Here is a 21,602-nt window from a genome sequence, read left to right as displayed (position 1 = left end):
GGCATCTTAACCTTGCAAGACGAACTCAATGCCGCCGGTAGAGCAGACGGGCGGGTTGGCCGGCGCGGGTGCTTTGCAAGGGACGACTCAAGTGGACCTCGATTTTCAGCTGCGGCTCGATCAGCTCGCCGGCCTGCTGGTCGTCGTCGGGACGCACCGCCAGCGGTCCCCCGGCCACGGCCGACAGCGCGGGGTGGGGCGGCGAGACGGTGGTCTGCTGGGCGACGCTGGCCAGGGTCACGCTCACGCGCTGACCGCCCACGACCAGCTCCAAACCTTCCTCATCGTTCGTCCTCGGCCGGGCCTGCGGGCCGCTGGCCTTCGCCGAGCCGGTTGCCAGCAGGCTGCGAATCGCGTCCAGCTGGGACTGCGGCACCGCCGCGATGGCCTTCATCCGCTGGGGCTCGACCACCAGTCCAATCGACTGCCCCTTGGTCGTCCACTGGCCGAGCGTCTGCTGGATCTGGTCGGCGATCAACACTCCGTCGCGTGGGGCGCGCACGGTCAACTGTTCGCATTGCCGCTGCAGCTCCTGGACCTGCTGTGCGAGCGCCTCGGCGGCCTGAGCTTCCGCGACCGCCTGGGCGGTTTCGTGCCGTTGACGGTGGTTTCGGCTGCGCGCCTCGGCGGCCTGCAGACGGCTGTGGGCGGCGGCCAACTCGGTCGCCAACGACGGATTCTCCAGCTGTACCAGCACCTGTCCGGCTCGGACCCGCTGGCCATCGCGCACCGGTACGTCACGAACGAATCCCGCGGCGCCGGCGCGTACGGGTCGATCGTCCACGAACTCCACCACCGCCGGCCAACCACGCTCCAACGAGACCGTTTGCCGGAGCCGGTACGCGCTCCAGCCCGCGCCGCCCAGCACTCCCACCAGGGCCACCAGACGCAGCGCCACGGCCGGCCGCGTGCGCAGCGTCGAAGCGATGGCGCAGACCGCGCCGACGAGCGGTCGCAACACCAGCGCGGCCAGAACCAGCCCGCCGAGCACCATCCCGGCAGGCCCATACATAAGGACGGCCGCCGACAGCAAGGCTGCGATCACACTGATCCGATACAGTCCCGCAGCCACGGCGTACAGCAACAGCCCGGCCGGCGAACCGGCGCTGTAGCGCGGCGGCATAGCCCGGCCCAAACCGAGCCAGGCCACGGCGTCACGAAGCCGCACCTGCGCGTCGCTGGCCAGATTCGGTCGGTCCAGCCAATCGGTCAGGGCATAGTAGCCGTCCAGCCGCATCAGGGGATTCAGGTTGAACAGCACGGTGGCCAAACCGGCCGTGGCGGCGATCGTGCACAGCAGGTGCGCGGCAACGGGCGAGTGCGTCTGCGACCAACACAGCAAAGCGACGGCCGCCACGGTGCTTTCCACGTACACGCCCGCCAGCGACGTAGCCAGTCGAGCGGCTCGAGACCGGATTCGATAGGCGTCGGTCAGATCCACGTAGGCCACCGGGGCGACGATCATCCACGCCAACCCGATCTCGCCCACACGCCCGCCAAACTTGTGACAGCTGATCGCATGGGCGGCTTCGTGCAGCAGTTTTAATATCGCCCAAACCAACGCCGCCCACAGCCAGCCCGAGGGGCGCAGCACGGCCTGGACGTCGTGCACGAATCGATCCTGCTGGGCAATCACCACGGCGGCGGCGGCCATCCACAGCAGCGCGGCGATCAGCGCAGCCGGAACCGTGAACGTCCATCCGAAGATGCGGACCAGCGGATTCAGCCAGGGACCGCCCCGCAGCAAAGGGACGCGGATCCAGGCCAGCGACTGCCGCGATCGCCCACCGCCACCCTCCGGTGCATCCGTTTGCAGCAGATGCTCGCGCTGTGCCCAAGCCACAAACGCTTCGGCTTGCTCGGGCGATAACCGCCACTGCGGATCCTCGCCCGCCGCGGCCGTCCGCGCCTCTTCCAACGTGCGCTGCCCGTCCAAGTGGGCCAGCAACCGGTATTCGGCCGGCCCCAGGCGCAGAAAGCGAGCCCCTTCACGCGCTGTGCCAGCGTCGCGGGCCGTTTCGGGCCGCCATAGCCGGAACCAGGGACGTCGGTGGCGATCGCGATGGACGGTCACTTGCACGCCTTCGCGCAGCCGCAACCGACAGTGGGCGACGTCGATGCAGGCGGGTGCAGCCGTGCTCATGCCGGAATCAGCTCCAGTTCTTGACGCGTTGCCACAAGCGATGGAACAGGCACCACGCCAGCGGTCGCCGGACGGTATCGATCCGAGCGGTTCCCTGCATGCCGGGTTTCCATTGTCCGCGCGGATTATCCAGGGTGGTCTGGGCGGTGAAGCGATACCCGCCCTGGCCGTCGGCTTCGCCGCGCGGGGCCACGCGCTGCAGGCGGAGCGAGTCGATGCGGTCGGCCGCTTCCAAGTGCAGGCGAACGCTTTGCCCCGTTTGAACGAAGCGAATCTGGTCCGGCGGTATCTCCAGTTTGGCGATCAGGGTTTCCAGCGGAGCGATCTCCAGCAGTTGTTGACCGGTTTCCAGCGGCACGCCGCGATGGGGCTGGAGGTCTTCGCCCAGGACGATGCCATCGATCGGGCTGCGGATTTCGGCCCGCTGGAGGTATTGTCGCAGTTGGTCTCGTTGGGCCCGATTGCGTTGCCCTTCGATCCGCGACAGTTCGGCTTCGCCCAGTCGGCCGGCTGCCAGGTGTCCGGCGCGCTCGGCTTCGATGCGTCGCGCTTCGGCCTGGTGAGCCGCCAGTTCCGCGACCGCTTGTTCGGTGTCCAGCGTACACAGCACTTGGCCGCTGCGGACGGCTTGGCCGGGTTCGACGTGGATCTCTCCCAGCGGCGCGTCGAACGGTGCCGCAATCACCCGGCGGTGCTGGGGATGCAGCGTCACGTCCGCTCGCACCGGATAGGCCACGGGCACCAAACCGATGACGACCGCCAGGGCCAGAGCCATGGCCAGGATCTGCCCGCGGCGTCCGGCCAGCGACTTCCGCAGCGCCTTGCAGCGCTCGAGCCAGCGCGGTTCGCGGGAACGGTCCAGCAAGCCACAAACGGCCGCTACGCCGGGTGCGGCCCGGCGCAGGAACCGGTCCTGCGGCGAATCGATTGCCTGGCGTCCGAACCACAGGACCAGGATCGCCCCGATTGCCGCGTCGTCCTCGTCCAACAGAGGCAGGACGAGGCCGCAGTGCCGGCCTGCGGCGACCTGGCGGCGGTTGTGCTGGAGCACCTGCTGGGAAAGCGTCGTGAAGGTCAGCGAAACATCGCGGTGCTGCGGATGGGTCGAACCGCGGATCGGACCCGCCAGAGCGATGCTCTCGTTCAGGACCGCTTCGACATCCGGATACAACTCCGGCGGACAATGTGCCGTTCCCGCCAGCGATTCGACGCGACATAGAAAATCGTCACAGCGGCCCATCACGACCAACGCGGCATCGGTGTGCGCCTGCAACCACTGGGCCGTGTCGCGGTAGGCGGCGGTGGAGTCTCGGCAGGTCAACAGGCGCGTCAGCAGATCCAGGGACGCGGCCTCGCTGTGATCGGGCCGAGCGGCAGCGGCGGCAGCCGATTCCAGCGCGGCGATCAACGGATGCGAATCCGCCGAGCTGCCGGCGACCGGGGCCGCGTGTGATGCGCAGGATGGCTCAGTCATAGTGTCGCCTTTCGCTCCGCGAAAGTAGTGGGCAAAACTGTCCTAAGCACGTCGGCATGAATCTTTCGGTGAAACCCCGCGACAACACCCTCCCGCGCAGCGGGAGGGTCGGGCTCTTAGGCCCGGGGAGGGCCTTACGAAAACCCTCTCCGGGCCTAAGAGCCCGACTCTCCCAGTGGGAGAGTAAAGCCGAATGAAATGTTGCGACTCTGGTTCTGATTACTTTCGCGGAGCGAAAGGAGACTCTGGTTTATTTACTTTCGCGGAGCGAAAGGAGACTCTGGTTTCCTTACTTTCGCGGAGCGAAAGGCGACTCTGGCGACACTAGCGGCGGTTCAGGAAGCGGAATTGCCGCAGGGTTTGCTGAATGGCCTGCTCGCGATCGATCGCCTGGGGCACGGGTTGCAGATGGATTTCGACCGGCACGCCGATGGCGATTCGTCCGTCGGGGTTGGGCAGGCGCAGTTTCAGGAAGCGCATGCCGGACTGGGCATCGACGATCGGCGACACGAACTCCACGGTCGCCTGAACCGTTTGGCCTTCGACGACCACCGGCAGGCGCATGCCCGCCTCGAGATCGCGGAGCCGTTTTTCGGGGCCGCTGGCGACGATTCGCAGGGGATCCATCTGCACGATTTGGATCAGTTTGGGGTCGGCCGGCGAGACCACTTCGCCGACGTCTTTCAGGACCTGGGCGACGATGCCCTCGATGGGACTCTTGATGGTCAGTCGGGCCAGTTGCAGTTCGGCTTGACGCAGTTCCAGTTCGCGGCGCTGCTGCAGTTCTTCAAAGGCTTTGACGCGGGCCGCCGCTTCGTCGCGTTCGTTGCGGGCCAGCACCAGTTCCTGTTCGGTGGCGTGCTGTCGCTCGGCCAGCGCCGTCAGTCGTTCCAGCCGCTGCTGGCGGAGGTCCAATTGATGGGCGGCCGCTTCGGCTTCGCCGCGGGCGGAGGCCGCGGTCCGAGCGACTTCGAGGGCGGCCTTCAACACGGTATCGTCCAACTGGACCAGCGTCTGTCCCATCGTGACCCGTTCGCCTTCCTCGGCCCAGACCGCCGTGATCCGACTGGTCTCACTGGATCCGACGTGGATGTCCCGATAGGCCTCGGTGTACCCTTCCAGAGGCTGCGACTGCTGGGCCGAGGCGATCGTGGCAAACAGGAGGCCTAGGCCCAGGGCCACGGTCCGCAGCGGCCTGGGCAGACAAGCCACTGCGGCGCGATGGTCCGGCATCGAACGATGGAGGTCGAGGTTTGTAGTCATGAGTCCGGCAAACGATAAAGGCAGTAGCGATTGAAAAAGGTTGAATACTCGCCCTCCCGCCGCGAGGGTCGGGCTCTCGGGTCCAGCGAGGGCACTCACCCCACCAAGCTGTCGCGGGCTCGGTCGCGCTGTGCGAGCACCGTCCGGGCGTGGACGGCGCGTCGCTGGGCACGGGCCGCGGCCGCCGCGGCGGCTTGCGACAACGACTGGACGTGGCGCGTGTAGGGGGCGTGCGTGCGGATCAGGGTGTCCTCCAGACTGATGTAGGTGCGGTGGGAACCGGGTTGTCCCTGCCGAGCGGCTCGTCCTACCAGTTGGCGATCCAGTCGCGGGCTGGAGCGTGGCGAAACCACGATCACGTGCAATCCGCCGCGGGCCACGACATCGTCATCAAGCCGGATGTCCGTACCGCGGCCGGCCAGATCGGTTGCGATCGTGATCGCTCCGGCGGCTCCGGCGGCGGCCACCACGTCGGCTTCCTCGGCGGGCTGGACACCGTTGAGAACCTGCACCGTCAGGCCGTTTTCGATCAAGTGCTCGGCCAGCTGCTGGCTCTGCTGGATGTTCTCGGTCCCCAGCAGCACCGGGCGACCCTCACGGTGCATCCGCTTGACTTCGTCGGTGATCGCTTCGTACTTGGTGGCCGTGTCAACGCAACAACACGTGGGCAGTTCCTCCGCCGCCGAGGGACAGCGCAGGGGGATGCGAGTCGTTTGCAATCCGTAGACGCGAAGCAGTTCGCCGCGGGCGTCCCAGGCGGTGCCGCTGCAGCCGGCCAAGCGGCGATAACGATCGAAGAACCGCCAGCGAGTGATCTGGGCGGTCGAGGCGGTTTCGGCCGAAAGCGTCAGTCCCTCGCGGTGCTCGACCGCTTGATGCAGCCCGTTCTGCCAGCGACGATCCGGGTTGATGCGTCCGGTCGCGGGGTCGACGATCTGCACTTCGCCCTCGCGCACCACGTAGTCGACGTCGCGTCGCACTCGGTGCAGGGCTTCCACCGCTCGCTGGACGTACTCGGACCACGGCCGTTTCAATCGCTCGGTGCCCTGGCAGCCTTGCGGCGGCATTTGCGCAGCGCGGCGCCGGCCTTCGGCGGTCAGATCGACGTGAAAACCGGTTTCGGCCGCCGTCCAGTCGACACCTTCGACCAGCCCATCGGCGATCTCGGCGGCTTGCCGATGCAGTTCGACGGTGACCGGATCGGGCGTCGGCGAGGCGGCCATCGAAAGGATCAGCGGCGTGCTGGCTTCATCGATCAGGATGTGATCGATCTCGTCGATCAGGACGGCAAAGCGGCGGCGGTTCAAGCGGACCGCTGCGGGACCACGGCCCAGCGGACCCTGTCGCCATTGACGTCGGGCCACCACATCGTGCAGGTAATCAAAGGCCAGAGTGTTGGCCGTGCCGTAGACCACGTCGGCGGCGTAGGCGGACCGTTTTTGAGGTTCGTCCAGCGCCGGTTCGACCAGGGCAGCTCGCAGGCCCAGCAGTGCAAAGGCGTCCGTTAGGGATTCGCAGTCGCGGGCGGCCAAGTAGTCATTGGCCGTGGCCACGTGCACACCGCGGCTGGCCGTGGCCAGGGCGGCGGCGGCCAGGGCCACCGAATACGTCTTGCCTTCGCCCGTGGCCATCTCGGCCACTCCGCCACGGGCCATCACCACAGCCGCGTGCAGCTGGACCACGTACGGCGTGATGCCACAGCAGCGCCGGAGCGCCGACGCCATCAGCGCCAGGGCCGCGACCAAGACTTCGTCTTCATCGGGCCGCGCCCCGCGCAGCACGGCGACCCGCAAGGCGTCGAAGTGCGACCGCAGCGGGGTGGCATCCATCCGCGACGCCATCGCGTGAGCTTGCCGCGCCAGTTCGGTGCGCGGGGCCGCGGCCGGTTGCGGCGACGATGGTTTCGGCGGTGACGGTTTCGGCGTGGCTGCGATCATGGCGCCACCTCGGGTTGGTCGAGACGCACCGGCGGCGGCAGTGTTTCGGCCGTCATGCCCTCGACCGTCATGCCTTCGTTCTGGGCATCCATTCCTTGGTCGGACGCGTCCAGCAAGGCGGCGGACTCCGATTGCCAAGGAGGGCAGGCCAGGGCGGCGGGTCGCAACAAGGTTCCCAGCGCCTGATGCAGTTGCAGGATTGCGATGTTGAATTCCGCTTCGGCGGTCGCCAGGGCGACCTCTTCATCGGCCAACCGCCCCTGGGCTTCGATCAGATCCTCGAGCAATAGGATCGCCGAGCCGCCCGCGCCGGGAGCGGTCTGCCAGCGATCTTGCAAGTAGCGCAGTTCCCGATCGGCGGCGGCCAGTGAATGGGTGCGTTGGTCGATGGTCTGGTAGGTGACGTTCAAGCGGACCAGGGCGAGTTCCACATCGGCCCGCGCCGCTTGCAGGGCGGCTTCGTAACCGGCCATCGCTTCCTGTAGTTCCAATTCGCGCTGATGAACCAAACTGCGCGCAGCCCGGTTGCCGACCGGTCGTTGCCACAGCAGGCCCAGGTTCACGCTGGGCCGACCATCGACGAATTGGTTGCCGTAGGCGGGAAATACGTTTCGGTTGCTGGCCAATCCGGCCACGTAACTGCCCGCGATCAGGTCCAGTTGAGGCAGCAACGCATTGCGGCTGACCCCCACTCGCAGGCTGGCCGTGCGGACTTCACGCACGGCCTTGCTGACTTCTGGACGGTTGCTCAGCGCCAGCTGGACCGCGGCTTGTCGATCGTAGGTGGGCGAATCTTGGAGGGGCAGCTGGGTGGGCACCAGTTCGATCGCGTAATCGGTGCGTCCCATCAGTCGGCGCAGCCGCGTGGCCGTGCGATCCGCCTCCGAGGCGATCGTCATCAAGGCCGCTCGGCGACGGGCCGCCGCGGTCTGGGCACGCAGGATCTGGCGCGCGGTCGCGTCGACGCTGCGCCGCTGGTCCAAGGATTGGACCAATTGGTCGGCGCGCTGGGCCGCTTGCCGGCGGATCAGAAAGGAGCAGCGGGTGCGGTATAGATCCCAGTAAGCCGTGCCGACCTGCAACACATGTTCTTGCATCCGAGCGACCGCATCGGCCTGCAAAACTTCCGTCTGCAGCTGGGCTTCGAGCACGCGAAAGTAATTCACCTGGCGGCCACGTCCGCGCAGCAGCGGCTGGGTGACGGTCAATTCCAGCCGCGAAGTGCTTTGGGGATTGGGGATCAGGTACGTCGAATTGTTGCGCTGCCAACCGGATCGCTGAGCCAATTCCCACTGGGCACCGCTGGTGGTCTGTTTTCGCACGCCCGCGCCACCGGTCAACAGATCGTCTTCGAAGCGTCCGCTCAGATCGCCCGTGGTCAGGATACTGCCGATCGGATCGCTGCGGTTGGCCCAGTTGGTTTCGAGGAAATTATTCCAGTCGAAGGCAGCTCTCTGGCGCGTGATTTCGGTCCGCGCGATCATCGGGGCCAGCTCGATCCGGCGAACTTCGGGCGACTGGGCCAGCGCCTGGGCAGTGGCATCGTCGGCGGTGATCGGCTGTGCGCTGGGAGCGATGCCCAGCGGTTTCTGGATCGCTCCGTGCCACCACTGGGGTGATTGACCGGCGGCCAGGCTTGCCACGGCGAGCACCAACAACAGGGCGGTGGTGCGGGTTGCCTTAGCGGTGGGACCTGCCATGAAAGCGACCATCCTGCCCGGAACGCGGCCAAGGAATCGCGTTTGCGACATCCGTGCCGCCGGTGCGATGATCCGGTTTCGCTGTCATCGGCTTCGCAGCCCTCACAGCGTGACCCGCCGGCCGCGGGTTCCGGTTGTACCGCTGGTGCGAGTTGAGCGGAGGCGCGAGGCAGATTGTTTAGAACCCAGTGCCCACGGCGGGAACGTGATGGAACCGTTACCCCTTTAGCCCGGAGGGCGGCACAGCCCCTGCCGGGGACGTGAGTCCCCGGGTCCTGAGTGCGAGATAGCTAGCCCGTAGGGCGACACAGCCCGCACGCTGCTCTGTCGCCCCTCCGGGGCTTTTATTGGTTTGGGGGCGCGGACCGGCGGTTGACACCGCCGGCAAGGGCTGTGTCGCCCTGCGGGCTGGTCCTGCGGTTGCGCTCGACGAACCCGCGTATCGCCTCCTCGTTGCTTTGACCGACTTGCAGTCGTATGACCTGCCGAACTTTTCTGCTGCTTGAAGGCACGCGGCGGTCGGTTGAGACCTAGGTTTCAAGTGGATCCCTCTGTTTGCTCACCGAGACCCTCCGCGATGGCCGTTCAACCTTCGGAACCCTCCCAATCCAAACCGTTCGGCTCGCTGCCGGCTCTGCGACATCGATGCAGCACCTGGCTGGACCGGGCGCGGTACCTGCTGGGCGAGGCCCTGCGCACCGATGATACCGGTGGCCACGGTTGTGACGGATTGAACGCGACCGCGCTGGAACAGCGACTGCTGCTGAGCGCGACCCCCATCGTGCAGGCGGTCGCCGAAACGGGCGCGGATGGTTCCGCGGCGGAGATGCCGCTCACTCCGGCCGCCGATACCACCACCGCAGCGCAGCCGCGGCGCGAACTGGTCATTATCGATCCGGCCGCCGCAGATCATGAACAGCTGCTGCTGGATCTGGCCGAAACCAACGCCTCCGTGACGGACGTGCTGGTCCTGGATGGCAGCCGCGACGGGCTCGCACAGATTACCGAGTGGCTGGCCGAGTACGAGGACATCGACGCGGTACACATCGTCTCGCACGGCGAAGACGGGGCGCTGCGGCTGGGCAATTCCTGGCTGAGCAACGAAACGCTGCCCGAGCACACCCAGGCGCTCTCTCAGTGGCAGGCGTCTCTCCGTGCGGATGCCGATCTGTTGTTTTATGGCTGCGACCTGGCGGCTTCACAACAGGGGCAAGAACTGATCGACGCCTTGGCCCGCATCACCGACGGCGACGTCGCCGCCAGCACCGACGATACCGGCCACGCATTGTTCGGTGGAGACTGGATTCTGGAATACAGCACCGGTCACATCGAAACCGACATCGCCTTCAGCCAGCACCTGCAGCAGAACTGGGGACACCTGCTGAACGTCACGGTCGATGCGACCAGCACCGCAACCGCTGCGTCGGAGACTGACAGCCGCAGCGTCTCGCATACCACGTCCGGAACCGACCGCTTGATGTTGGTAGGTATCTCGTTCGGTGAAGACAAAGGAGAGCGGGTCAGTAGTGTCAGCTACAACGGCAAGGCGCTCTCTCGCGTCGGGGCTCAAGATCACAACGACGGCTCGACAGCCCGCGTCGAGATCTGGTCTTTGCTCGCTCCGGATCTGGGTACCCACAACGTCCACGTCAGTTTCACGGACGAGGAGCACGAAGGTGCCACGATCGGGGTGATGACCTTTAATGGTGTGGATCAGGAGGCAGCGCTGGGCAGTTTTGCGTCGCGGCAGGGTACGTCTTCGACGTTATCGGCGGACGTATCCTCGGCGGATGGCGAAACCGTCTTCAGCGTGGCCGCTCTCAATGACAGCAACAATTACAACCTGGTCCCCGGCGGCGGGCAAACCGAATACTGGGACCTGCATCGCAGCAAAGCCAACGGATCGGGCACGTTGATGGCCGGCGCAGCCAGCGTGACTCCGACCTGGAGCGTGGCCACGTCGGGCAAGTGGGCGGTCGGCGCGGTTCCCATTCGCGCCGCGGATTACTCGCTGACCTCCGGCACCGAAGTTCGCGTCAACTCTACCACCGGCAGCTCGCAGCAGACGTCGCTGGAAGGCCGCGGCAGCCACCGCTCGGTGGCCCTGGCCGACAGCGGCGACTACGTAGTGGTTTGGTCTTCGAACAACCAGGATGGATCCGGCTGGGGCGTGTACGCCCAGCGCTACGACCGCCTTGGCGTCGCCCAGGGCGGCGAAATTCACGTCAGCAGCGGCACCACGGTGAATGATCAACACTGGGCCACGGTGGGGATGGATGCCGCCGGTAATTTTGTCGTGGCCTGGACCAACAAGACGGGTCTGGGCGACGCCGACGTGATGGCCCGCCGCTACGACAGCGCTGGCAACGCCCTGGGCGGCGAGTTCCGGGTGAACGACGCATCGCTATCGGCTCGATCCACTCCGTCCATCGCCGTTGCCTCCGACGGCCGCTTCGTGATCGCTTGGAAAGGCTTGGATGCCCTGGGTGATGCGGATATTTATGCGCGCCGATTCGCCGCCAACGGTGCGGCCCTGGACGGCAGCGACTTGATCGTCGCAGGCGGGGCGGGCAACGACTACGACCCGGCCGTGGCGATCAATGACAGCGGCGACTTTGCGGTGCTGTGGGACGATGCCGGCGGCGTCAAGCTGCGACGGTACCTGGCCGACGGTTCGCCCGTCGGCGGCACGATCACGGTCGACGGCAGCACGAACGCCGGCAACGGAGCGTTGGCGATGCACCAAGACGGATCGCTGGTGGTTACTTGGCGCGAGGGCAACGCGGGTTCACGCGACGTGCGGATGCGACGCTACGACAACGGCGGCAACCCTCTGTCGTCGGCGGTCAACGTGGCGACAACCGGTGGCGGAGACCAACAGGATCCTTCGATCGACATGGACGATGCGGGCAACTTTATCATCGTCTGGGAAGGCAACGGCGATCAAACCGGCCAAGTGGACTCCAGCGGCGTCTTCGGCCAGAAGTACGACGCCAGCGGCAACCGGGTGGGCGATGAGTTCCGGATCAACCAGACGACGGGCGGTACCCAGGACCAAGCGTCGGTCGCAATGCAGGACCTGAACCATTTCATCGCCGTCTGGACGGGCAATGGCCAGCAAGCCGGTCAAGCTGATACGGCGGGCGTGTTTGCGCGTCGCTTTGGCACGCCCATCGATGGCCAGCTGCTGTTCACGACCGACGGATCGGCCGACGGAGGCGGAAACAACTGGAACGACAACGAAATCTTGCGGTTCGGGGATGCCAGCGACGCCTTCGATCCGGCCAGCGGCGTGACGTCGGGCACGATCGCCAAACTGCCCGGCTTCGTCGCTCCCTACGACATCCGGGCCATGCACTACGTGCAAAGCACCGTCACGCTGGGCACCACGGGCACGCAGTTCACGGTCCAGCACGGCGACCTGATTCTGAGTTTCGACACCGGCGGGGGAGCCGGCACGGTGGGCGGCCTGAGTGTCGATGGCAAGGACATCCTGGTGTTCCGTCCCGACACGCCGGGCAACTACAGCAGCGGAACGTACAGCATGCTGATCGATGGCGACGGGGCGGTCGCCGACAGCGGCGTTCACGATGCGACGACGACCTTCGACGTGCACGCCCTGTCCCTGGTGGAACAGGATACGGTCGTCGGCGGCACCACGCTGACCAAGGGGACCTTCCTAGTGGCCCACTCCGATGCCTCGCTGCATCACAACATCTACACCTTCAATGTCGTCGGTACGGGCATAGGCGCGGCCACTGAAACCACCGACACCGAACTGCTGCTGGGCGGTCAACCGCTGGGTCTGGATCCCATCTCCGGCAGCCCCCGCGAGCTGCAGGGTCTGCATCTGCTGCAGCGAGCGACCTACTTCGGCGGCACCCAGCTGGCCAGCGGCACCCTGCTGGTCGTGGTCGATGGCCCCGACACCTACGGCGGCCAAGTGGTCGACCAGTTTGACGTGGCCGCACTCAGCGTGACGCAGACCGAACAGGACGCCGCTGCCGGTACCGCCGCCACCGCGTTGCTGTTGTTCGATGGAACGGATATGACGATCGACAATCCGGCCGGCGAATCCTTCAACGGGATCACGGTTTTCGATTCCCTCTCGATGCCGGCCAATCAAGCCCCCACCGCTTCGGCCGGCGGTTCCTACTCGATCACCGAGGGGCAAAGCCTGAACCTGACCGCTGCCGCTTCTTCCGATCCCGATGGCCATCCGCTCGCCTTCCGCTGGGACCTGGATAACGACGGGGTGTACGGGGAAACCGGTGAACCGACTGCGATGTCGCCCACCGTCAGCTGGGCTACGCTGGCCGGCGCCGGGATCGACGACGACGGGACGTACACGATCGGCGTGCAGGTCGACGATGGCTATGGCGGCGTAGCAACGGCCACCGCCACGCTGACCGTGGCCAATCAGGCGCCCGATTTGGTGGTCAGTGGCGATGCGAATGGCACCGAGGACGCGGTGTATTCGCTGAACCTGTCCGCGATCGATGCCGGCGACGATACGATCACCAGCTGGACGGTCGACTGGGGCGACGGCAATACGACGACTCACAACTTTGCTGCCGGCACGGCCACGCACACCTACACCCGCGGCGGCAATTACAACATCCTGGTCGCGGCAACCGACGAGGACGGCACCCACACCGAGCGCGAGTTGCTGGTCGGCGAGTACAGCGGCGGCAGCGACAAGATCTATCGCTTCGACGCCAATACCGGTTCCCTGATCGGATTGCTTGACAATTCCGGCGGACAACTGAGTCGTCCTCTGCAGATGCTGGTTGGTCCCGGTGGCATGGTCTACGTGGCCGGGTTCGATTCCGACAACGTCGTCCGCTATGCCGCCGATGGAACGTATCTGGGCGAGTTCGTTGCGGCCGGCAGCGGCGGTCTGAACGGCGCCGCCGGGTTGGCATTCGACGCCGAGGGAAACCTGTACGTTTCCAGCTTCAACACCGACCAAATCCTGCGCTACGATTCCACCGGGGCCTTTGTGGACGTGTTTGCCGATGACAGCAGCGGCATCGATGGACCACTGGGATTGACCTTCGGCCCGGATGGCGATTTATACGCCTCCAGCTGGAAGAAGAAAGAACTTTATCGGTTCGATATCAGCACCGGCGGGGCGACGCAGGTGATCAGTACCGGGCTGTCCGGGGCCTATCAGATCGCCTTCGACAGCGCGGGCAATCTGTTGCTTGCCGACGGTTCAGCGAACGAAATCAAAAAGTACGACGGCGGCCTGAGCACGCTGGCCGTCGGCATCGACAAAGCCGAAGGTTTGGCGGTTTCGCCCGAGGGCATCCTGTACGCCAGTGCCTACGACGACGACAAAATCTTGATGTTCGACACCACCACCGGAGCCGCTCTGGGCACCCTGGTTACGGCTGGAACCGGCGGCCTGGACCATCCTTCTTTCATCGCGCTGCTTCCAGACCACCAAGTCAGTGTCGCTCACGTGACCGACACGCCCACCGTTACCGATGCTTCCACGGTCCAGAACGTCCAGTCGACCAGCGGCTTGGTCCTTTCACCCAACGCCACCAATCCGTCCGGGACGACGCATTATAAGATCACCGGCATCTCCGGCGGCACGCTGTACCACAACGACGGCACCACGCCGATCAGCAATGGCGATTTCATAACAGTCGCTCAAGGGTCTGCAGGCCTGAAGTTCACCCCCACGAACGACTTTACCGGAACGGCCAGCTTCGATGTGCAGGCTTCATCGTCGGGACTCGACAGCGGCCTCGGCGGCGATACCGTCACGGCTTCGATCACGGTCAGCGCCAACCTCGCGCCCAACGTCTCGCTGACGAACATCGTCGCCTCCATCGACGAAAACACCGACACGACCGGCGGCCTGAAAGTCGCCGACATCGTCATTTCCGATGACGGCGTCGGCGCGAACCTGCTCAGCCTGGCCGGCGCGGACGCCGGGGCGTTCGAAATCGTCGGCAATGATCTGAAACTGAAGTCCGGCGTCTCGCTCGACTTCGAAACCAAGTCGCAGTACGACGTCCGCGTCCGCGTCGACGACAACACGATCGGCGGGACCCCAGACGATACGGTCGACCTGCGGATCGACTTGAACGACGTCAACGAAGTTCCCGTCGGCGCGATCAGCGACAATGATGCCGCGGCAAACCAAGTTGCTGAGGACGCCGCGGTGGGCACCGCGGTGGGCCTCACGGCGCAGGCCAGCGATGCGGATGCGACCAATAACACGGTCACGTACAGCCTGGACGATTCCGCCGGCGGACGGTTTGCGATCGACGCCGCCAGTGGCGTGGTCACCGTCGCGGGCGGGCTGGACGCCGAAACCGATACGTCCCACAGCATCGTGGTCCGGGCGAGGAGCAGTGACGGATCGTCCTCGACCCGCACCTTTACCGTGGCCGTCTTGGACCGCAACGATAACGCCCCCGTTTGGACTTCGCCCGCCAACGTCAGCATCGCCGAAAACCAAGCCCTCCAGCACACCCTGGTCACTACCGATGCCGACCTGACCCCCGACACCGTCACCTACACGATCACCGGCGGCGCCGACCAGTCGAGATTCAGTATTATCAGTAACGATCGCCTGCATGCACCGGCATTCGACTTCGAAGCCCCCTCGGACGTTGGCGCCAACAACGTCTACGAGGTTGAAATCACCGCCCGGGACGGTGTCGGCGCGAGCACGGTACAAACCGTTCTAATTACGGTGACCGACGTCAACGAGCCGCCCGCGATCACGGCGATCGCCGACCAGCGATTCGACGAAGACACCAGCAGCGGTCCGCTGGCATTTGTGGTGGGCGATGGAGAAAGTGCGGCGAGCGATCTGACGGTCACGGCCGTGACCGATAACCCGGCGTTGTTCGCAGCCGACGGCCTCGTGCTGGGCGGCAGCGGGGCCAATCGCACGATCACGCTTTCGCCCTCCGCCAACCAATCCGGCACCGCCACGGTGACTGTTACGGCCAGCGACGGCGTGTACTCAACCACCACCTCATTCGTGGTCCAGGTCGATGCGGTGAACGACACCCCGCAGATCACGCCGATCGGAAGTCAAACCGTCCCCGAAGACGTGCGCAGCAACCTCGGGATCACGATCGACGACGTGGACGATGCCGAGCATACCCTGGTCGTCACGGCCACCTCCGATAACCAGGCGTTGATTTCGGATGCTTCGATCTGGGTGACCGCCGGCGGTCGGGATCGCACGCTGTCCTTCGAACCGGTGGCCAACCAGACCGGATCGGCCACGATCACCGTCACGGTCAGCGACGGCGTAACGAGCAGCAGCGAATCCTTCGTGGTCGAGGTTCAGGACGTCAACGACGCGCCGGTGATCGATTCGCCCGCGAACGCGATCACCACGGCAGAAGACACGCCGCAGACGGTATCGCTGGCGTCCTGGTTCCAGGACATCGATGATGCCACGCTCGAGTACCGCGTCGACGTCGCCGACGGCAGCCAGCTGCGAGCCAGCATCCAGGGCGACGACCTGCACGTGACCCCCAGGAACCACTGGCACGGCACCACGCAGATTCACGTTCGAGCCATCGACGATTCCGGCGCCAGCGTCACCCATACGGTGAACGTAACGGTCACGCCGGTGAACGACCGACCGGTGGGTCGTGCCGACCGGATCGTGGTGACCGACGAAGTCATTCGGTTTTCGGTTGCCGATCTGTTGGCCAACGACATCGACGTCGACGGAGACGCTCTGACGGTTCAGATCCTGACGCTGCCCGAGGAGGGTGTGCTGGTGGATCTGGGCGGCGGTCAGTTCGAATACCGCTCGGACGGCCGCGGTGATGTCTCGTTCACTTACCGCCTGTCCGATGGCACGACGACCAGCGATCCGGTTTGTGTCCACCTGGCACCTCCGCTGGTACCGCCGCCCACCCACACGGCTCCGATCGCCGCGCCCGTCGCGCCGCCTGCCGAACCGAGCGTCGAGAGCGAGCCGGCCGACAGTGACGCCGACGCGGACGCCGCGAGCGAACAGAGCGAAGAGAGCGAAACCGGCCAAGACGCCGCGGCACCGGCCGTGCCCAACGCGCCGGTTGAAAGCGGCCAAGCGGTCCAGGCATCGACCACGGGCGTCGACCCCACGGCTGCCGTCCTGGCTGCGAAAACCGCACCGCCGGCTGGCTGGACCCTGGTGGCCGAACAAACGCTGGAGACCGTGGTGGAGACGGCCGAGCGGGCCGTCGGCGAGACGCCGCTGGCCGAACAAGCCGAGGAGCTCCGCACCGCCTACGCCACCGCTGCCTCCCAGATCCGAGCCGCCATCACTCAACCGCAGATGTGGCAGGCGATCCATTCCATGCAAAACGAAGTCGGTTCGTCGGTCTCCAACACGACGGTCACGATTGGCGCGACTGTAACGGCTACGACCAGCATTACGGTGGGGTATGTGGTTTGGGTGATCCGCGGCGGGATTTTGCTTAGCAGTGTGATGGCCAATCTGCCGATGTGGCGATTAATGGACCCCATGGCCATCCTGAATGCCGTCGATGGGACCGAAGACGACGGAGAGTCATTGGAATCGATGGTGGAGGAGGCTCCGCCGCAGACCGACGCCGATCGATGAGCACAACGGAATGAATCGTCAAATAACCGCACGGCTGCGTTTGGCATTTGGAGCTGCGGGGATTGTCGTCAGCGCCCTGTTGATGTCGGTGTTTTTCGGAATCCTTCCCGACGAACGCCCGGTGGTCGCCCAGGGCCGGGCCCAGCTGTGCGAATCGATCGCCGTATACAGTTCCGCCATGTTGGCCCAGGACCAGGTGCCGATGATGGAGATGGCTTTGGTGGCCGTCGCCGAACACAACCCTCAAATCCGCAGCGTGGGTATCCGCCGCAGCGGTGGCCGCTTGATGGTTTCCACCGGCGCGCACGAAAGCGAATGGTTGCTCGGCGAGGACGCTGCCTCGACGGCCGACCAGATCCGCGTCCCTCTGATCGCCAAAGGCGATCCCTGGGGCGCGGTCGAAGTCGCTTTCCAACCTCTCAACGACGACAGTCTGTTTGGGTTCGTTCGTCAAAAAGCGATCTCGGTGCCACTGATGATCGGGGCGGTCACGTGTTTGATGTTCTGGGTCTACTTCGGACGCATGCTGCGGCAACTGGATCCCAACAGCGCCGTGCCGGGCCGAGTTCGCGAAGCTCTGGACGTGTTGGCCGAAAGCCTGCTGTTGATCGATCACAAAGGCGTTATCCGCTTTGCCAACCGCGTCTTTGCCGAGCTGCTGCAGGTGTCACCGGAACAATTGGTCGGGCGTCCCGTCCGCAGCCTGCCCTGGGCCGAGCCCGCCGACCAGCCCCGGCGCAGCGACCCGAACACCGTGCTGCTGCCGTGGGAAGAATCCCAGCAGAACGGCCGCGCCCTGGTGGGTCAGATGCTGGAAATCACCGACGCCCACGGCGACCAGCGAACGTTGAACATCAGCTGCTCGCCGGTGCTGGCCAGCGGCGGTGTGGTCCGCGGCGTCATGGTCTGCTGCGACGACGTCACGCACCTGGAAGAAATCAAGGTGCAACTGCGCGCCGCCCGCGACCAGGCCGACGCCGCCAGCGCCGCCAAAAGTGCGTTCGTGGCCAATATGAGCCACGAGATCCGCACCCCGCTGAACGCCGTGTTGGGCTTTGCCGATGTGCTCCGCCGTGGGATGGCCGCCAGCCGGCAAGAGGAGGTCGAGTACCTGGATATGATCCATCGCAGCGGCCAACATCTGCTGGAATTGATCAACGATATCCTGGACCTTTCGAAGATCGAATCCGGCCGCCTGCAGGTCGAGAAAATCGATTGCTCGGTATGGCAGATCACCCACGACGTGGTCAGCGTGCTGTCGCAGCGAGCCGAAGAGGGGGGGCTGTACCTCCAGGCCGATTTCAAAACCGAACTGCCCGAGTTCATCCAGTCCGACCCCACCAAACTGCGTCAGATCGTCACCAACTTGACCGGCAATGCGATCAAGTTCACCGAGAGTGGCGGTGTGAGCATCGGAGTGCGAATGACGCGCGGCAAACAGCCCAACATCGAAATCGAAGTGGCCGATACCGGCATCGGTATGACGCCCGAACAGCAGGCCCGCATCTTCGATGCCTTCCAGCAAGCCGATGGGTCGACGACTCGCCGATTCGGCGGCACCGGGCTGGGGCTGGCGATCAGCCGTCAATTCGCCGAAGCCATGGGCGGCAGCCTGACGGTCAGCAGCGAAGAAGGCGTTGGCAGCAAATTCCTGGTGCGCATTCCCACCGGCTCGCTCCGCCACACCCGCATGCTGTCGGTCGAAGAGATCGAAGCGGCGGTGAAACGGCTGACCGCCGAACCCAACGCCGCGGCGACCGTGCGGCTGCCGGCCAAACAGATCCTCGTGGTCGACGATGGCGAAGCCAATCGCCGGCTGATCGAATTGATCCTGCGACGCGCCGGAGCCCAAGTGCGGACCGGGTGCGACGGCCGCGAAGCGCTGCGAGAGCTCAGCCGCACGGCGTTCGACCTGGTCCTGATGGACATGCAGATGCCCGTCCTGGACGGCTATCAGGCGACCAGTATGATCCGTTCGACCGGCTGCGATGTGCCGATCATCGCGCTGACCGGAAACGCCATGAAAGGCGACCGCCAGCGATGCTTGCAGGTGGGCTGTAATGAGTTTCTGACCAAACCCGTCAACGTCGATCTGTTGGTGCAAACCGTCGCCGGCTACGTCGGCGTGGAAGCGGAACCGGAAACCGCCGCCGAATCGTCGACCGCGTCGCCGGGGGACGCATCGCCGGGGGACGCATCGCCGGGGACAGGGCCGGCACCGTCCGCCCGACAACCCCAGCCACTTGCGCGGCAGGCGGCGGCCCCGGACACCGCGCATACCCTGTTGGCCGGCGTATCCGAACTGCAGGCCGACATCGCAGCCCAGCTGGACACGCCGCCGACGTCCACGGCAGCGCATCGGCCGATCCGCTCGTCGCTGCCGATGGACGACGCCGAGTTCCGCGAGATCGTGATCGATTTCCTGCCCCGGCTCGAGCAACGCGGTCGCGCCCTGCAGCAGGCCTTCGAAGCCGGCCAGTGGAAACCGCTCAGCGAGATCGCGCACTGGATGAAAGGTTCGGCGGGCACGACCGGCTTTCAACCGTTGGTCGATCCGGCCGCCCGGCTGCAGCAAGCCGCCGAACGCCAAGACGCGGAGGCGTGTGGCGAACTGGTTGCACGTTTGCTCGAGATGATCGATCACGTCGAAGTCCCCGTCTAGCCGAACCACGCCGGAGTTCGGCGTTGGAGTCTAGCCTTTAGGCGATTCACAGTGCACGCGGCCCGCTCGGCTAAAGCCTAGACTCCAGCGACGGGGGCGTTCCTCGCCGGAGTTCGGCGTTGGAGTCTAGCCTTTAGGCGATTCACAGCGCACGCGGCCCGCTCGGCTAAAGCCTAGACTCCAGCGACGTGAGCGGGTTACCGTTTGCTTAATGCTGGGCTGGCCGCTTGCCGATAAATCGGGAAGTACGGTTCTCTTCCCAGCGACTAGGCGGCTAGAAAAGGATTGCAGATGTCGACGGCGAATCCTCTTCCCGGCGAGCACGCTCAGCCCGCGGGTCCACCGGTCGTTGGTCCGGGGTCGGCCTCCCCGGCCGGAGGTCCAGTCCGTCCAGGGCAGGGCGGTGCGGCGGCACAAGCTGCGACCGCCGGGCGTCCCGCGGCAAATCGGCCACCATCGCCACCGGCGGGCAAGCCTCCGGCGATCACCTCCGCCAAAGTGCTGATCCTGGACGACGAGCTGGCCAACGTCCGGGTGCTCAAGCGGTACCTCGAAGGCAGCGGCTACACCAACATCCAAACCAGCACCGATTCGACCATCGCCATGCAGTGGTTCGAGCAACAGCGGCCCGACCTGTTGCTGTTGGACGTAATGATGCCGGAGGTTTCCGGAATCGACCTGCTGGGACAATTGCGTCAACATCCCCGGCTCCGCTTCCTGCCCGTCCTGATCATCACGGCCAACGCCGATGACGAGACCAAGCGCACCTGTTTGACGCTGGGCGCAACCGACTTTTTGGCCAAGCCGGTCGACCCCAACGACCTGCTGCCCCGCGTCCGCAACACGTTGATCATGCGGTCCTATCAGAACCAGATGGCCCGCTACGCCCAGCAGCTCGAGCAGCGGGTTGCGGAGCGCACGCGGGAGCTGGAATGTTCGCGGCGGGAAGTCGTCGAATGTTTGGCTCGGGCGGCCGAGTATCGCGACACCGAAACGGGCAACCACGTTGTCCGCGTCGGCCGCTTTGCCGGGATCATCGCCAAGCGCATGGGTTTTTCGGCCGAGCAGGTCAGCAATATCGAGCTGGCCGCCCAGCTGCACGACGTCGGCAAGATCGCGATCCCCGACGCGGTGCTGCACAAACCGGGACGTCTGGATCCGGATGAATTCGATTTCATCAAACGCCACGCGGCGATCGGGCATTCAATCATCCGCGCCCATTCGCCGGCGGAAACCGAAACCCTGCGCCGGCACGTGATGGCCGGGGGCCAGTTGTTGGCGGCCCAGGCCAGCCCGCTGCTGCGGCTGGCGTCGACCATCGCGCTGTCGCACCACGAACGCTGGGACGGAACCGGTTATCCGCTGGGGCTCAAGGGCGAGGACATCCCGCTGGAGGCTCGGATCACCAGCGTGGCCGACGTCTACGACGCGCTCAGCAGCGCTCGGCCCTACAAAGACCCGATGCCTCGCGAGAAGTGTTTTCAGATCCTCGAGGAAGGCCGCGGCACGCAGTTCGATCCGCGCGTCCTGGACAGCTTCTTCGCAGGCAGCGAAGAGGTCATCCGCGTCCAGTTGGAACTGGTCGACGTCCCCGCGTTGTAGCCGAGTGTCGCCTTTCGCTCCGCCGAAAGCAGCCAAACACCGCAGCCGAGTGTCGCCAGAGCTTGGACACCGCCACACGCAGCTGAAGTCGCCAGACTTTGGAAGTGGCGAGTTCGAATCGTGCTCGATTTGAGATTTGCTGACTCCGGCGGATTCTATGTATGAAGAAGAATCGTTTTCTCCCCTCTCCCCCGAAGCCTGGCGAGCCTAAGCGAGTCAGGCTTC

Annotated in this window: 8 protein-coding genes; 3 read left to right on the top strand and 5 right to left on the bottom strand. The window is 65.4% G+C overall.

The features are described 5' to 3' along the window. Nucleotides 1–25 precede the first annotated feature (25 nt). From GE027_RS19050 to GE027_RS19030, 5 genes are all read right to left on the bottom strand, one after another. Nucleotides 26–2,143, bottom strand: coding sequence for an HlyD family efflux transporter periplasmic adaptor subunit (locus GE027_RS19050; RefSeq protein ID WP_153558816.1), 2,118 nt, complete (start codon nt 2,141–2,143; stop codon nt 26–28). Between the two features lie 7 nt (nt 2,144–2,150). After that, nucleotides 2,151–3,617, bottom strand: coding sequence for an efflux RND transporter periplasmic adaptor subunit (locus GE027_RS19045; protein WP_153558815.1), 1,467 nt, complete (start codon nt 3,615–3,617; stop codon nt 2,151–2,153). Nucleotides 3,618–3,941: 324 nt separating this feature from the next. Next, nucleotides 3,942–4,880: an efflux RND transporter periplasmic adaptor subunit gene (locus GE027_RS19040; RefSeq protein WP_153558814.1), complete on the bottom strand. Its 939-nt coding sequence runs from the start codon at nt 4,878–4,880 to the stop codon at nt 3,942–3,944. Nucleotides 4,881–4,975: 95 nt separating this feature from the next. Then, nucleotides 4,976–6,817 (bottom strand): preprotein translocase subunit SecA, encoded by a 1,842-nt coding sequence (locus GE027_RS19035; protein ID WP_153558813.1) that lies wholly within the window; start codon nt 6,815–6,817, stop codon nt 4,976–4,978. Beyond that, a complete protein-coding gene (locus GE027_RS19030; RefSeq protein ID WP_162006823.1) occupies nt 6,814–8,517 on the bottom strand; it encodes a TolC family protein in 1,704 nt (567 codons plus the stop codon). The genes GE027_RS19035 and GE027_RS19030 overlap by 4 nt, the downstream gene beginning before the upstream one ends. 577 nt (nt 8,518–9,094) lie before the next feature. Between GE027_RS19030 and GE027_RS19025 the strand changes: the two genes are divergently transcribed. From GE027_RS19025 to GE027_RS19015, 3 genes are all read left to right on the top strand, one after another. Then, the gene (locus GE027_RS19025) at nt 9,095–17,113 is read left to right on the top strand and encodes a DUF4347 domain-containing protein (protein ID WP_153558811.1); all 8,019 of its coding nucleotides are present in this window, start codon (nt 9,095–9,097) and stop codon (nt 17,111–17,113) included. 10 nt (nt 17,114–17,123) lie between these two features. After that, on the top strand, nt 17,124–19,775 hold the full coding sequence (locus GE027_RS19020) for a hybrid sensor histidine kinase/response regulator (RefSeq protein WP_162006822.1): 2,652 nt from the start codon (nt 17,124–17,126) through the stop codon (nt 19,773–19,775). A gap of 291 nt (nt 19,776–20,066) precedes the next feature. Beyond that, nucleotides 20,067–21,377 (top strand): HD domain-containing phosphohydrolase, encoded by a 1,311-nt coding sequence (locus GE027_RS19015; protein ID WP_153558809.1) that lies wholly within the window; start codon nt 20,067–20,069, stop codon nt 21,375–21,377. The last annotated feature ends 225 nt before the right edge of the window (nt 21,378–21,602 follow it).

The sequence above is a fragment of the Roseimaritima sediminicola genome, from assembly GCF_009618275.1.
GTDB lineage: Bacteria > Planctomycetota > Planctomycetia > Pirellulales > Pirellulaceae > Roseimaritima > Roseimaritima sediminicola.
The sequence above is the reverse complement of the archived record's forward strand: the minus strand, read 5'-3'. Positions and strand labels throughout refer to the sequence as shown.

Bases quoted from the DNA above. Each gene is read 5' to 3' on its own strand.
- GE027_RS19050 (WP_153558816.1), bottom strand. From the start codon at position 2,143: ATGAGCACGGCTGCACCCGCCTGCATCGACGTCGCCCACTGTCGGTTG.
- GE027_RS19045 (WP_153558815.1), bottom strand. From the start codon at position 3,617: ATGACTGAGCCATCCTGCGCATCACACGCGGCCCCGGTCGCCGGCAGC.
- GE027_RS19040 (WP_153558814.1), bottom strand. From the start codon at position 4,880: ATGACTACAAACCTCGACCTCCATCGTTCGATGCCGGACCATCGCGCC.
- GE027_RS19035 (WP_153558813.1), bottom strand. From the start codon at position 6,817: ATGATCGCAGCCACGCCGAAACCGTCACCGCCGAAACCATCGTCGCCG.
- GE027_RS19030 (WP_162006823.1), bottom strand. From the start codon at position 8,517: ATGGCAGGTCCCACCGCTAAGGCAACCCGCACCACCGCCCTGTTGTTG.
- GE027_RS19025 (WP_153558811.1), top strand. From the start codon at position 9,095: ATGGCCGTTCAACCTTCGGAACCCTCCCAATCCAAACCGTTCGGCTCG.
- GE027_RS19020 (WP_162006822.1), top strand. From the start codon at position 17,124: ATGAATCGTCAAATAACCGCACGGCTGCGTTTGGCATTTGGAGCTGCG.
- GE027_RS19015 (WP_153558809.1), top strand. From the start codon at position 20,067: ATGTCGACGGCGAATCCTCTTCCCGGCGAGCACGCTCAGCCCGCGGGT.